Here is a 13,575-nt window from a genome sequence, read left to right as displayed (position 1 = left end):
CTCAGCGTTACAGCGTTTGCAGCAGGCTCGCTAACTGGCGATTAATCACCTGCTGATTGAATTCTGCTTCAACTTTTTGCCGCGCATTTTGCAGCACAGGGATCAGCGTCTGCTGATCGATATCACTGAACGCGGCCAGACGATCCGCCAGCGCCAGCGCATTGTTTTCAGGGACCAGCCAGCCGGAATGCTCAGAGGTGATCAGCTCCGGGATCCCGCTGTGCAGGGTCGAGACTACCGGAATGCCGACCGCCATCGCCTCCATCAGCGCCACGGGAATGCCTTCCATATCGCCGTCGGCGCCGGTTACGGAAGGCAGCAGGAACACATCCGCGTCATCAAGCATGGCTTTCACTTCATGGCTCGGCTTGAAGCCCGGCATCTCGACCACGTCTTCCAGCTGATACTGTTCAATCAGCGTGCGCAGGCGACGCTCCCACGGCCCGATACCCAGGATGCGGTAGTGGAAGTCCACACCACGCGCCTTCAGCTGGCGACAGGCTTCGATGGCTACGTGCAGCCCTTTCTTTTCAGTCAGGCGGGCAACAGAGATAATTTGCAGCGGCTTGCCCGGCACCTTGACCGGTCGCTGGGTGAAGCGTTCCATGTCCACGCCCATGCGTGAAACGGTGATTTTCTCGCTCGGGCACCCCATGGTTTTCAGGCGCCCGGCCCACAGGTTGCTTATCGGTAGCATCATGTCGCCACGGCGAAACAGCTGCTGATATTCCGGCGTGTAGTGGTTCAGCACTTCCCGGCTGGAGATGTCGATACCGTGGAAAATGGTTGCGATTTTGCCGTCAATCACCCCCAGCTCACGCAGTTTTGCCGCCGTTACGCCCGCCGGGCCAAAGTGGGCGATAAAGACATCGGCCCGGTACGGCTGGGCCGTTTGCCCGCAAATGGCGGATAAGATCAGGTTGCGGGCCTCCGCCCCATAGCGCGACATATTCAGCGCCCGCCACGTCGAGGCGCGATGCAGGCCGCGCAGCGTCTGTCCGGCGCGATGGCGCAATTTGTTCATCCGTCCGGCGGGTTCATCCTGCAACCAGCGGGTTTTTGCCTCCAGCCCATACCGGGTATACGCCGCATGGGTGTTTTGCGTATCGCCCTTTTGCAGGGCGATAATCTCCACGTCATACCCCATATCGATAAACGCGGTGATTTGGTTCAGCACAAAAGTTTCAGACGACAGCGGAAATTTCAGTAAGAAGAAACCAACCTTCATTTCCCCTCCCGGACGCGGTCGAGTACGGATTTCACCATGCCAATACCTTTTTCGCGTTCGGCTTTTACCGCCACCGCCAGACGTTCGTTGATCGCATGCAACTGGCCGAGCGTGTCGCCCACCATCGCACCCAGCGACCCGTCCAGCAGATGACGAATATCGACGGCCATTTCCGGCATACCGAGCTGCTGCATAATGCCCGCGGACTTGTGCTCGTAGTTAATGGCGATGGCTGGCGTGCCGAAGTTCATCGAGATAATAGCCGAGTGCAGACGCGTGCCCACGGTCAGGTCGCAGGCGGAGAGCAGCTTGCCCATCTCAAGGTCGTTTAGCTCGTCCATCACCACGTGATAGCGGGACGGATCGTTCACCAGGTTGCGCAGGTTGAGCGCCACCATACGGTCATCTTTGTTGTAGCTGTCGATACCGGTACAGGTGGAGAGCGCCAGCACCTGGTAACCGCTGTCCAGCACGCGGTTCACCACCTCGGCAAAGGCTTTCTCGTACGCCGCCTGGGTCGTGCCGAGGCGTTTATCGAACGGCGCAAGTTCACGCAGGGTAATGGCGACGGTTTTCTGCTTTGCCGCCACGTCCAGCCAGTGCTGTACCGCGTAGCTGGCCTGGAAGCTGTCATCCTGATGATCCACCAGCCAGGCGGTGTCTACACCGTGCTCCACTTTGGTGGTGTCGATTTCGCTGCGCTTCATCATGTCGAGGCTGACCGATTCACGCAGGATCAGCGCGTCGCAGTGGCCGAAGACATAGTTCGCCAGCTGGTTAAACTGCGGATCCTGGAATGGCCCGACGCTGTGGCCGATCATAAACAGCGGCTTTTTCGCCATGAATGTACAAAGCGCATGCTCAAACTGCGGCACGCCGTAGAGATCGACGAAGAACGAACCGCCCACCTGAATAATGGCGTCATAGCCGGACAGCAGACGCACAAAATCGGTAAAGCCCTGCGCAATGGCGATGTTGCGCAGCTTGCCGGTGTCGGTCACGCGAGAAAGCAGCACCTGATGCTGGTAGCGGCGACGCAGCACTTTCTTCACGCGCCCCATCACGCCCGCAGCGTTGTTGTGCTGTTTCATCTGGCTGTAGAGCGGGTCGCCCATCACCGGGCGGTTCAGTAACCAGGATGAGCTGACCGGATAACGGCTCATCACATCCACTTCTGTCTCAGGCTTAAGGGTGTTAATTGCATCCAGTAAACCGCGCAGGATGGCGCTGTCGCCACGGTTGCCGCAGGTATGGTTGCCAAGAATAAGTAATTTCATAATGGCCTCGTAAAATTAGCCTGCGCGAAGCAGCGTTTTCATTTTTTCGTTACGGCAAAACTGGCGCTTCATCTCGACCACCAGCGCATTGCGTGACAGCACAATCATCACGCCAAACGCCAGCGCGCCTGCCGCGACCTGCACCGCAAGCAGCGCCGCCAGCGGCAGATGTCCGTTGAGCACCACGCCCAGGCCGTAGCTCACCGCAAGCGTCGGCAAGGAGAGATAAAACGGCAGCCACAGGCTGAGGATGTACTGACGGTAGCTGGAGCCCAGCACCGGTTTGATCATCACGAAGTAGCTCAGCACGGTATTGACGATTTGCACCAGCAGGAAGCCGAGCGTCACGCCAATGGCGCCCGCCATGTGCCCGCCCACAATAATTGCCGGAATAAACAGGAAGGTTTTAAACACGTTGAACTTGAAGCTGATATCCACGCGCGCCTTTGCCATAAGCAGAGAACCAATCGGGTTCCCCACCGAGCGCAGCAGCCCCACGACGCACAGCAGTTGCAGGATTGGGATGATGCTGTTCCACTTCTCGCCAAACACCAGCGGTACGAAATTGCTGGCGACCACCATCAGCCCCAGCAGGACCGGGAAGTTGATGATCCCCACCACGGAGAGCAGCTTGTAAAAATTCACGCGCAGCTTCTCGGTATCGTCCTGAATTTTGGCGAACGCCGGGAACAGGACGCGGGTAATAATCGGGTTGAGCTTCATCGGCGGGACAACCGCGACGTTATACGCCAGGTTGTAGCCACCCGCGACGCTCGCGCCCAGAATGCGCGCCAGTACCAGCGTGGAGAGGTTAGTATTCACGTAGTTGATAATGCTGTCTGCCGTCAGCCACGCGCCGAAGCGCAGGTTGGATGAAACAGATGCCAGCGAAAAATGCAGCCCCGGGCGATAAATCTTACGGCCAAAAAAGCCGAACAGCAGCGTGCGCACGGCAGAGTTAACGAGGTAGCCGAGGATGGCGGTCATCGCCAGCGGCCAGAAATGGGCGCTGACCACGGTGAAGGTAAAGCCCGCCAGCACGGCGCTGGTCTCAATCATGCCGATTTTGTTGAACTCCAGCTCTTTCTGCATTAGCGCGCGGAACTGCTGCCCGTGCGGAATCACCACGAAAGCGAACGACAGGGTGCGCATCAGCGGCGCCAGGTCCGGGTTATGCAGCACGCCGGCAATCACATCGCTCAGCAGGAACACCAGCACAAAAACGAAGATACCCAGCCCGACGTTCAGCCAGTAGAGGGTGGTCAGCTCCAGATGGCTGATCTCTTTGCGCTGGATAATGGAGTTGGCGATACCAAAGTCCGACAGCGTATCGGCCAGGGCGATAATCACGAGCGAGACGGTCAGCAGACCAAACTGGTGATTATCGATAATGCGCGCCAGCACCGTCATCTGCACCAGGCCGAGGCCAATGATGACGATGGTGGCCATGGCTGACCATTTCGCACCGCTGATGGTTTTTTCTCGTAAGCTCATCTTAGTACGCCGCTTTGTTCACGAAACCTTTGAAAATGGTCAGAAAAACAATCTTGATATCGAACCAGAGGCTCCACTCGCGGATGTACTCCAGATCGAACTCGATACGTTTTTCCATTTTTTCCAGCGTGTCGGTCTCGCCGCGCCAGCCGTTGATCTGCGCCCAGCCGGTGATGCCCGGCTTCACCTTATGGCGCAGCATGTAGCCTTCAATCAGGGTACGGTACTGCTCGTTATGGGCCACGGCGTGAGGACGAGGCCCGACGATGGACATCCCGCCGGTGAACACGTTGATGAACTGCGGCAGCTCATCGAGCGAGGTACGGCGCAGGAAGTTGCCCACGCGGGTGACGCGCGGATCGTTCTGCGTCGCCTGGGTCACCACCTTGTCGTTCTCCATCACCTTCATGGAGCGGAATTTCCACACCATGATCGGCTTACCGTCCATGCCGTAGCGGGTCTGACGGAAGATGATCGGCCCCGGCGAGCTGAGCTTCACCGCCAGCGCAATACAGCACAGCACCGGGGAGATGAGCAGCAGGATCAGGGACGAAAGCACGATATCTTCCACGCGCTTCAGCACGCGGTTAATCCCCGACAGCGGCGTGTCGTACAGCGGAACAACCGGTACCCCGTTCACCTCTTCAATACGGGAGTGGAGAATATTGAAGGTGAAGACATCCGGGATGAGGATCACCGAGCAGGTGGTATCCGCCAGCTCGCGCATCAGTTTCTTGATGCGGGATTCATCTTTCATCTGCATGGCGATGTAGACGTTATGAATTTTGCCGGCTTTCGCATCGTCAATAAGCTGTTCGTAGTTACCTGCCCAGTCGGACGGTACGCCGCCGGGCTTCGCGTCGTGATAAATCCCGACCACTTCAAAACCTAACCACGGCTCTTTGCGGAAGCTGTCGAGCAACACCTGTCCCACCGGCAGATCGCCCGCCACGGCAACGAAGCGACGGTTATACCCGCGGTTGCGCAGCCAGCCCGCGCCAAAGCGGATCAGCGAGCGGCAGACCACCATGCCAATGCTGGTTAACAGATACCAGCAGAGATAGGTCACAAGACGGTTATCAAAATCATGGCTGAACGCCACCAGGCCTGCGCTGAAAATCAGGCTTAAGGTCCAGTTCTGGAGCAGCAGCATCAGTTCGGTGGTCATTTTGACGCCGCGCCATGAACGATAGAAATCGGTCATGCCGCCGATCATCTGAAACACCACCAGCGCAATTAACGCCATCAGCAAGTGCATGTATAAGAACGACTGCCCGCTGACCCAACACACCGCCCACAGTCCGCCGACCATGATGGTGATATCAGAAAAACGCTGCACCATAGAGATTAACGATGCATTCGTTCTCGCTCGTTCGCGCTTTTTTAGATTTGTCATCGTTGTTCCTTTAGTTCTAAACCTTACCCCTCGCCCCTCACCCCGGCCCTCTCCCCAAAGGGGAGAGGGTGTTCAAGTTCCCTCTCCCCTTTGGGGAGAGGGTTAGGGTGAGGGGTAAGGTTTTCTTTTTACTGATTCAACAGCGCCAGAATGTCCTTCGTTCGGGCTTCCATCAGCGCGGTGTCAGCGCGGGACTCCACGTTCAGGCGCACCACCGGCTCGGTATTGGACGAGCGCAGGTTAAAGCGCCACTGCGGGAACGCCATGCTGATACCGTCGGTACGGTCAATCTCCAGCGCATGAATGGCAAAGTGCTGTTCCACGCGGGCAATGGCCTCAGCGGGCTGCGCCAGTTTGCTGTTGATCTCGCCGCTCGCCGGGAACGCCGCCATACGGTCGCGCACCAGTTCGCCCAGGCTCTGCCCTTTCAGGCACAGCAGCTCGGTCACCAGCAGCCACGGGATCATCCCGCTGTCGCAGTAGGCAAAATCACGGAAATAGTGGTGGGCGCTCATCTCGCCGCCGTAGATGGCGTCTTCCTCACGCATACGCTCTTTGATAAACGCGTGGCCGGTTTTGGACATCACCGGCTCGCCGCCCGCGGCCTTCACCACGTCGACGGTGTTCCAGGAAAGACGCGGATCGTGAATGATTTTCGCCCCCGGGTTTTTCTCGAGGAACGCTTCCGCCAGCAGGCCAACGATGTAGTAGCCTTCGATAAACTGCCCTTTCTCATCGAACAGGAAGCAGCGGTCGAAGTCGCCGTCAAAGGCGATACCCATATCGGCGCCGTGCTCAATCACCGCGTTGCGGGTGTCGTCGCGGCACTCCGGCAGCAGCGGGTTAGGAATACCGTTCGGAAAGTTGCCGTCTGGCGTGTTGTGCACTTTGACGAAGGTCACCGGCACGTTCAGCGCCTTAAAGCGGGCTTCAAGTGCATCGACAACCGGGCCTGCCGCGCCGTTGCCGGAGTTAATCACCAGCTTCAGCGGTTTGAGGTTTGCCACATTGATGTAGCCCAGCAGGTGGTCGATGTACTCTTTTTGCAGGTTAATCTGCTTATAGCTGCCGCGTTTTGCGTCGTTAACCGGCGGGAAGTCGTTGGCCTCGGCCAGACGCTGCACGTCGCGCAGGCCGGTGTCGCCGCTGATAGGACGGGCGCCCTTGCGCACCAGCTTCATGCCGTTGTAGTCCATTGGGTTATGGCTGGCGGTAACTTCGATACCGCCGTCCACGCCCAGGTGGAAGGTGGCAAAATAGATCTCTTCGGTACCGGAAAGGCCAATGTCCAGCACGTCGACGCCCGCGTCCTGTAGCCCTTTCGCCAGCGCCAGCTTCAGGGATTCGCTTGTCAGACGCACGTCGCCGCCAAGCACGATAGTTTGTGGTTTCAGGTATTCGCCGTACGCGCGGCCGATGCGCCACGCAATGTCTTCGTTCAGCTCTTCGCCCAGCTTGCCGCGAATATCGTAGGCTTTAAAACAGGTTAATTTTTCCATGATGACCCCTTTTTCAGGCAACAGTTGGCCCTGACCATGTAATGGCCAAATTTATTTTTTTCATTCGTAGGCCCGGAAAGCGCAGCGCCACCGGGCATGATGCGGAGTGCTACACGCGCCCGTAGCGATCCTGGAAGCGGATGATGTCGTCCTCTTCCAGATAGGAGCCGGAACGCACCTCAATTAAGTCGAGCGGAATTTTCCCCGGGTTTTCCAGACAGTGCGTGGCGCCCAGCGGAATATAAATGGACTCGTTTTCACCGAGCAGCTTCACTTCACCGTCGATGGTCACTTTGGCGGTCCCTGCCACCACCACCCAGTGTTCGGCGCGGTGATGGTGCATCTGCACCGACAGCCCTTCTCCCGGCTTCACGGTGATGCGTTTCACCTGATAACGCTCGCCGGCGTCGATGGAGTCATATTTGCCCCACGGGCGGTAGACTTCACGGTGAATATGGTGTTCGTGACGGCCATCGGCCTTGATCTTCTCCACCACTTTTTTAACGTCCTGCACGGCATTACGGTCGGCAATCAGCACCGCGTCTTTGGTCTGCACGACCACCAGATCCTTCACCCCTACCGTGGTGACGAGGCCAGATTCGGCGTAGACGTAGCTGTTTTCCGTTTTGTGGCTGATCACATCCCCGTGATGGACGTTACCCTCCGGGGTATGCGCGCTGATCTCCCACAGTGACGACCAGGAGCCGACGTCGCTCCAGCCCGCATCCATCGGTACCACTACCGCATCTGCCGTACGTTCCATCACCGCATAGTCAATGGACTCTTCCGGACAGGCGAGGAAGGCTTCTTCGTCCACGCGGATAAAATCGAGATCCGGATCCACCACCGCCATCGCTTTTTCGCAGGCGCTTAAGATATCCGGGCGATATTTTTCCAGCTCTTCCAGGTAGCGACCGGCGCGGAACAGGAACATACCGCTGTTCCAGTAGTATTCACCGCTGGCGACATACGCCTGCGCGGTTTCCAGATTCGGTTTTTCGACAAACTGCGCCACGTCAAAGGCCACGCTGTCGCCTTCACCAGGCGTAACGCTGCCGCGGCGAATGTAGCCATAGCCGGTTTCCGGGAGATCCGGCACGATGCCGAAGGTCACCAGCTTGCCGTTCTCAGCGTAAGGAATCGCGGCGCGTACCGCGTCGCGGAAGGCCTCTTCCTGCTGGATGACGTGGTCAGCCGCCAGCACCAGCATCAGCGGGTCGCAGTCCGGGCTGCTGCGTTTTGCCGCCAGCGCCGCAAGGGCAATGGCAGGCGCCGTGTTGCGTCCGGCAGGCTCCAGAATGATATTTTCGGTCAGTTTATTCAGCTGGCGCAGTTGCTCGGCAACGATAAAGCGGTGCTGCTCGTTACAGATCACCACCGGGCTTTCACACTCCACGCCGTGCAGACGGTTAACCGTCGTTTGCAGCATGGTGAGGTCGCCTTTCAGGCACAGAAATTGTTTTGGATAAAGCACGCGGGACAGTGGCCACAACCGGCTCCCGGATCCACCCGCCATTACGACCGGATACAAAGTGGTTTGACTCATGATTTATCCCCGTATATCTGCAATAAATTGGCTCAGCACGTTCTCTTTCTCGAGCGTGCGTTCGGCATATTCACGTGCCACCGTGTTCTCTTTTGGCATGGCGAGTGCCTGCTCAATTCCGGTCACCAGCGCAGGAACCGATTCAGGCTCTACGCAAACGGCAATGCCCGGGTAGCTGTTGCACAGCTGGCCTAATTCTGTTGCGGCTTCTGCCGTAATCACCGCATTTCCGCCCACTGCCAGAATGTTGGTCAGCTTGGACGGCAGCACCGCATCCGCCGCGCCGCGTTTTTGCACCACCAGATGGCAGTCCGCCATTTTCAGCAGCGCGGGCAGCGCGTCATAAGACTGAAGCGGGAAGAAGCGGATGTTGGTCAGTCCGCGCTCGCTGGCCATTTTTTCCAGCCGCGCTTTACCACCGCCCTGCCCGACTATTACGAACATCCACGGGTGTTCGCTCAGCTGAAGCGCGGCGTCAATCACGCTCTCCAGCCCCTGTTTTTCGCCGATGTTGCCTGAGTAAAGAATGATTTTTTGCTCAGCAGGCAACCCGAGTTGCGCGCGCAACGCCTGCGCGTCCTGGTCTGTCACATCGCGGAAGCGCGCCACTTCGGACCAGTTCGGAAAGAAGATCACTTTTTCCGCCGGGACGCCCTTCTCCTGCGCCTTGTTCATCATCGAGCGCGAGATGGTCGAGACGTAATCCACGTTGTGCAGGCCGCTGCGCTCAAAGGCGCTGGCGAGCTTCGCCACCTTGCCGCCCTTGCCTTTCCCGGCCATACCCAGCCCGAGCATGGCGTCCACTTCATAATCCTGAATGTGCAGCAGGGTGCGCGCGCCGGAGAGTTTTCCCAGCAGGCGCATGCCTGGCGTGCAGAACAGGGTCGGCACCACGCCGATGATGCGATCCGGCTTCCAGCGACGCTGCGCCATCAGCGGGAAGAAACTGCTCAGGGCAAAGCTGCCCAGATGAATTAAACGTTTCAGCGTCGAGGGCTGTTTCGGCACGTAGAGCGGGCAGCGCCAGACGGTCGCGGCGCCCTCTTCGCGGCGGTAGCGCCAGCTGGAATAGCGTTCGCCTACCTTCCACTCCGGGTAATACGGCGGGGCAGTAATCACCCGCACGTCATGTCCCTGGCTCGCCATCCACTCGACCATCTCGCCGGTGTATTTCCCGATACCGGTAAGCTCCGGCGAGTAGTTAATTCCGTAGACGAGGATTTTCATAGACCTGGCACCTCGGCCTGACGTTCCGCAAGGAAGTACGCCCGACTGTTGTCATGGACGTTGTCGCTTGCCAGCAGCGCCTCTGGCGTTAACCAGCGGTAATCGTCATGCTGAGAATCAGGCAGACGCAGGTCTGCCTCACTCACCTTCAGGCGGAACCCCAGCACGACGTAGTGCGTGGTGAATCCGGTGCCTGAAAAGTTATCGTCATAGAAGTGCTGCCAGACCCCGTAAAACTGGCCCGCTGCCATCGGCAGTTGCAGGCCCAGTTCCGCCAGAGTGAGACGCTCAAACGCATCGGTAAGCGTCTCATCCTTCTGCACGCGCCCGCCGGGCACGAACCAGAAGCCCTGTGCAGGACGATTGGTTCGTTTCCCCAGCAAGAACTCGCCGCGTTCGTTCTCCACGATCAAATCAATTGAGATCAGCGGAGTGGAACGCACTACCGTGGCAAAATCTTCCTGACTTAAAAACATCATTACCCCCGGAAGCGGTGCTGGTTTTCCAGGAACCACTGGTAGGTGCTGGCCAGCCCCTGCTCCAGTGAGACCTCGTGATACCAGCCCAGCTGATGCAGACGGGTCACGTCCAGCAGCTTGCGCGGCGTGCCGTCCGGTTTGGTGGCGTCAAACACCACGCGTCCTTTGTAACCCACCACCTGCGCGATGGTCTGCGCCAGCTCGCGAATGGTGCAGTCTACGCCGGTCCCGACGTTAATGTGCGACAGCATCGGCTCGGTGTTTTCCTGCCACACTTCGCGATCCAGCTCCATCACGTGAATGCTGGCCGCCGCCATATCGTCCACGTGAAGGAACTCGCGCATTGGCGTACCGCTGCCCCACACCACCACGTCCGGGGCGTTTTCGGCAGTCGCCTCGTGGAAACGACGCAGCAGCGCCGGGATCACGTGGGAATTGCTCGGGTGGAAGTTGTCGTGCGGTCCGTACAGGTTGGTCGGCATCACCGAGCGATAGTCGCGGTTATACTGACGGTTGTAGGATTCACACAGCTTGATCCCGGCAATTTTGGCAATCGCATACGGCTCGTTGGTGGCTTCAAGCGTGCCCTGTAACAGTTCGCTCTCGGCGATCGGCTGCTTCGCCATTTTCGGGTAGATACAGGATGAGCCGAGGAACAGCAGCTTATTCACGTTGTGCATATGCGCCGCGTGAATGATGTTGCTCTCAATCATCATGTTCTCGTAGATGAAATCCGCCGGGTAGGTGTTGTTAGCGACGATGCCGCCCACCTTCGCCGCCGCCAGATACACCTGGTCGATACGTTCACTGGCGAAGAAGTCCTGCACCGCTTTGCTGTCAAGCAGGTTCAGCTCGTCGCGGGTGCGAACAATCACCTCCACGTCACCGCGCTGTTCCAGCTGGCGAACAATCGCGGAACCCACCATTCCGCGATGACCGGCGACAAAAATACGTTGTTTTGTCATTCTCAGGACTCCAGCGCGATGGCAACCTCGTAGCCATGGGATTTGAGCAGGGAGTGTTTTTTCGCTGCTTCAAGATCTTTGGCCACCATCTCGGATACCATTTCTTGCAGGGTGGTTTCTGGTTTCCAGCCCAGTTTCTCGTGCGCTTTGGTTGGGTCGCCCAGCAGGGTTTCCACTTCAGCAGGACGGAAGTAACGCGGATCAACCTGGACAATCACGTCGCCTGGCTTCACGCCCGGTGCGTCATGGCCGGTCACGGAAACAACGATACCCTTCTCTTCCACGCCGGTGCCTTCGAAGCGCAGCTTGATGCCCAGCTGTGCCGCAGCCATCTCAACGAACTGACGTACGGAGTACTGGACGCCGGTCGCAATCACGAAGTCTTCTGGCTGCTCCTGCTGCAACATCATCCACTGCATTTTCACGTAGTCTTTCGCATGGCCCCAGTCACGCAGGGAATCCATGTTGCCGAGGTGCAGGCAAGACTCCAGGCCCTGAGCGATGTTAGCGATCGCGCGGGTGATTTTGCGGGTCACGAAGGTTTCGCCGCGACGCGGAGATTCGTGGTTGAACAGAATGCCGTTACAGGCGTACATGCCGTAGGATTCACGGTAGTTCACGGTGATCCAGTAGGCGTACAGTTTCGCCACAGCGTACGGAGAACGCGGGTAGAACGGCGTGGTCTCTTTCTGTGGAATTTCCTGCACCAGACCGTACAGCTCAGAGGTAGATGCCTGGTAGAAGCGGGTTTTCTTCTCAAGACCCAGGAAGCGAATCGCTTCCAGCAGACGCAGCGTACCCATGGCGTCCACGTCAGCGGTGTACTCCGGGGACTCGAAGGAAACCGCAACGTGGCTCATCGCCCCCAGGTTGTACACTTCATCCGGCTGTACTTCTTGCAGGATACGGGTCAGGTTGGAGGTATCGGTCAGGTCGCCGTAATGCAGGTGGAATTTCGGGTTCGCCGCGTGAGGATCCTGGTAAATATGATCGACACGCTCGGTATTAAATGAAGAGGCACGACGCTTAATGCCGTGAACTTCATACCCTTTTTCCAGCAGTAACTCTGCCAGGTAAGAACCATCCTGCCCGGTAACGCCGGTGATGAGAGCGACTTTAGACATGTTTATATTCCTCTACTTATGAATTTAATCAGTTTCAACGCGTTCGCGTATCACCACTGCGGGGTTGCCACGGCAAATTTTATTTGCCGGAAGCGATTTAAAAACGCTGCTGCGGGCACCGACTACCGTGCCATCGCCAACAGAAACACCGGGTGCAACAAAGACGTCTGTTGCCAGCCAGCATTTTTCACCGATCACAACAGGCGAAGCGGTAATATCAAAATGCGGGCTCATAAAATCGTGGCTGCCGGTGCACAAATAACACTTCTGTGAAACCACCGAATTTGCGCCAATCGTAATCTCGCCAAGGGTATATAACACTGCGTCATCCCCAACCCAGGCGTAATCCCCAAGCGTTAATTTCCAGGGATAAGTAATTTTCACCGAAGGTCGAATGACTACGTTTTTTCCTATTTTTGCGCCAAACAGACGCAGTAAAAATGCGCGCCAGCGGTACAGTATTTGCGGCGACCAGGCAAATAACGTTGCCTGTACAGCCCACCACAGTTGAACTTTAATACCGCTCCCGCCCCGAAAACCTTTCGGTACGGAGAATCCATTTAATTCCTGCATTACGTTTCCTTATATCTCAGGCTTTGTTATATAAGGCTTTCGCTTTACCCGTCGTTTTCAGACGTAAGAAATAAGATAATTCCGCCCAGAACCCCGGCACGCGTAATATTTTACGCTGCACGTTTTTGGCATCCTGGCACAGTTCCAGATTATTCGAGGTTGACACGCCGCCCATTGAAAATTCAGATACCAGTCCTTTAATTCGACGGAACGGGTAGCCAGATTTGTAAAGGCTGGCGGCCAGGGCATAATCTGATGACACTTTATAGCGCAAATCGTAAGGCTGTTTTTTCAGACCGCTCATTGGGAAGAAAATAGCCTGATGGCTGGCCGGGAGGCTGTGGTAGATATACCAGCCTGGTTTCGCACCGCGCAGCACTTTTTTCCCCTCGCCGAAATCAAGCAGCGCATCACCGATAAACATGGCATCTTCTTTCTGGCGCGCCAGCTGACGGGCAAACAGCGCCACATCTTCATGGAACACATCGCCGGAATTGAGGAAGATGGCGTAACGCCCCTGCGCCATGTTGATGCCTTTATTCATGGCATCGTAAATGCCTTTATCTTTCTCGCTGATGTAACGTAAGTTGAACTCACCGTTGAGTTTTTCCAGGAACTCCGCCGTGCCGTCGTTCGAGCCGCCATCGACCACGATCCACTCAAACGTGAGGCTCGGATCGCGCGCCAGGTTGCGCAGCGAGCGCCAGGTTTTTACCACCCCTTCGTAGTTACGAAAGGCGACAGTAATGACGCTAAGAAACATAAAT

The 13,575-nt window shown here is 57.2% G+C and carries 12 protein-coding genes; all 12 read right to left on the bottom strand.

The features are described 5' to 3' along the window. Window positions 1-7: 7 nt before the first annotated feature. The 12 genes from wcaL to wcaE all read right to left on the bottom strand — a co-directional run bounded on the left by wcaL (window position 8) and on the right by wcaE (window position 13,571). Entirely contained in the window at window positions 8-1,228 is a 1,221-nt protein-coding gene (wcaL, locus tag ACOTXD_RS05070) for a colanic acid biosynthesis glycosyltransferase WcaL (protein ID WP_023324940.1), read from the bottom strand. After that, complete coding sequence (wcaK, locus tag ACOTXD_RS05065) at window positions 1,225-2,505, bottom strand: colanic acid biosynthesis pyruvyl transferase WcaK (RefSeq protein WP_059294563.1); 1,281 nt, start codon at window positions 2,503-2,505, stop codon at window positions 1,225-1,227. Before wcaK ends, wcaL begins: the two co-directional genes overlap by 4 nt. A 15-nt stretch (window positions 2,506-2,520) precedes the next feature. Next, window positions 2,521-3,999, bottom strand: a complete 1,479-nt coding sequence (wzxC, locus tag ACOTXD_RS05060) for a colanic acid undecaprenyl disphosphate flippase WzxC (protein ID WP_003863527.1) — start codon at window positions 3,997-3,999, stop codon at window positions 2,521-2,523. A gap of 1 nt (window position 4,000) precedes the next feature. Next, window positions 4,001-5,395, bottom strand: a complete 1,395-nt coding sequence (gene wcaJ, locus ACOTXD_RS05055; protein ID WP_003863525.1) for an undecaprenyl-phosphate glucose phosphotransferase — start codon at window positions 5,393-5,395, stop codon at window positions 4,001-4,003. Window positions 5,396-5,523: 128 nt separating this feature from the next. Further along, window positions 5,524-6,894 carry a colanic acid biosynthesis phosphomannomutase CpsG gene (gene cpsG, locus ACOTXD_RS05050; RefSeq protein WP_061856590.1) on the bottom strand — a complete coding sequence of 457 codons (1,371 nt, stop codon included), beginning with the start codon at window positions 6,892-6,894 and terminating at the stop codon, window positions 5,524-5,526. Window positions 6,895-7,003: 109 nt separating this feature from the next. Further along, window positions 7,004-8,440 (bottom strand): mannose-1-phosphate guanyltransferase, encoded by a 1,437-nt coding sequence (cpsB, locus tag ACOTXD_RS05045; protein ID WP_003863522.1) that lies wholly within the window; start codon window positions 8,438-8,440, stop codon window positions 7,004-7,006. Between the two features lie 3 nt (window positions 8,441-8,443). Next, a complete protein-coding gene (wcaI, locus tag ACOTXD_RS05040; protein ID WP_022651482.1) occupies window positions 8,444-9,667 on the bottom strand; it encodes a colanic acid biosynthesis fucosyltransferase WcaI in 1,224 nt (407 codons plus the stop codon). Further along, window positions 9,664-10,143 carry a GDP-mannose mannosyl hydrolase gene (locus ACOTXD_RS05035; protein ID WP_003863519.1) on the bottom strand — a complete coding sequence of 160 codons (480 nt, stop codon included), beginning with the start codon at window positions 10,141-10,143 and terminating at the stop codon, window positions 9,664-9,666. The genes wcaI and ACOTXD_RS05035 overlap by 4 nt, the downstream gene beginning before the upstream one ends. Before the next feature lie 2 nt (window positions 10,144-10,145). Further along, window positions 10,146-11,111, bottom strand: a complete 966-nt coding sequence (gene fcl, locus ACOTXD_RS05030) for a GDP-L-fucose synthase (protein WP_045324873.1) — start codon at window positions 11,109-11,111, stop codon at window positions 10,146-10,148. Between the two features lie 2 nt (window positions 11,112-11,113). Continuing rightward, the gene (gene gmd / locus ACOTXD_RS05025; RefSeq protein WP_003863514.1) at window positions 11,114-12,235 is read right to left on the bottom strand and encodes a GDP-mannose 4,6-dehydratase; all 1,122 of its coding nucleotides are present in this window, start codon (window positions 12,233-12,235) and stop codon (window positions 11,114-11,116) included. 24 nt (window positions 12,236-12,259) lie between these two features. Next, window positions 12,260-12,808 carry a colanic acid biosynthesis acetyltransferase WcaF gene (gene wcaF / locus ACOTXD_RS05020; RefSeq protein ID WP_003863512.1) on the bottom strand — a complete coding sequence of 183 codons (549 nt, stop codon included), beginning with the start codon at window positions 12,806-12,808 and terminating at the stop codon, window positions 12,260-12,262. Between the two features lie 16 nt (window positions 12,809-12,824). Next, a complete protein-coding gene (gene wcaE / locus ACOTXD_RS05015; protein WP_003863510.1) occupies window positions 12,825-13,571 on the bottom strand; it encodes a colanic acid biosynthesis glycosyltransferase WcaE in 747 nt (248 codons plus the stop codon). Between the last annotated feature and the right edge of the window lie 4 nt (window positions 13,572-13,575).

Origin of the sequence: Enterobacter cloacae complex sp. CDL013, assembly GCF_049238805.1 — a bacterium.
Taxonomy (GTDB): Bacteria; Pseudomonadota; Gammaproteobacteria; order Enterobacterales; family Enterobacteriaceae; genus Enterobacter; species Enterobacter hormaechei_C.
The sequence above is the reverse complement of the archived record's forward strand: the minus strand, read 5'-3'. Positions and strand labels throughout refer to the sequence as shown.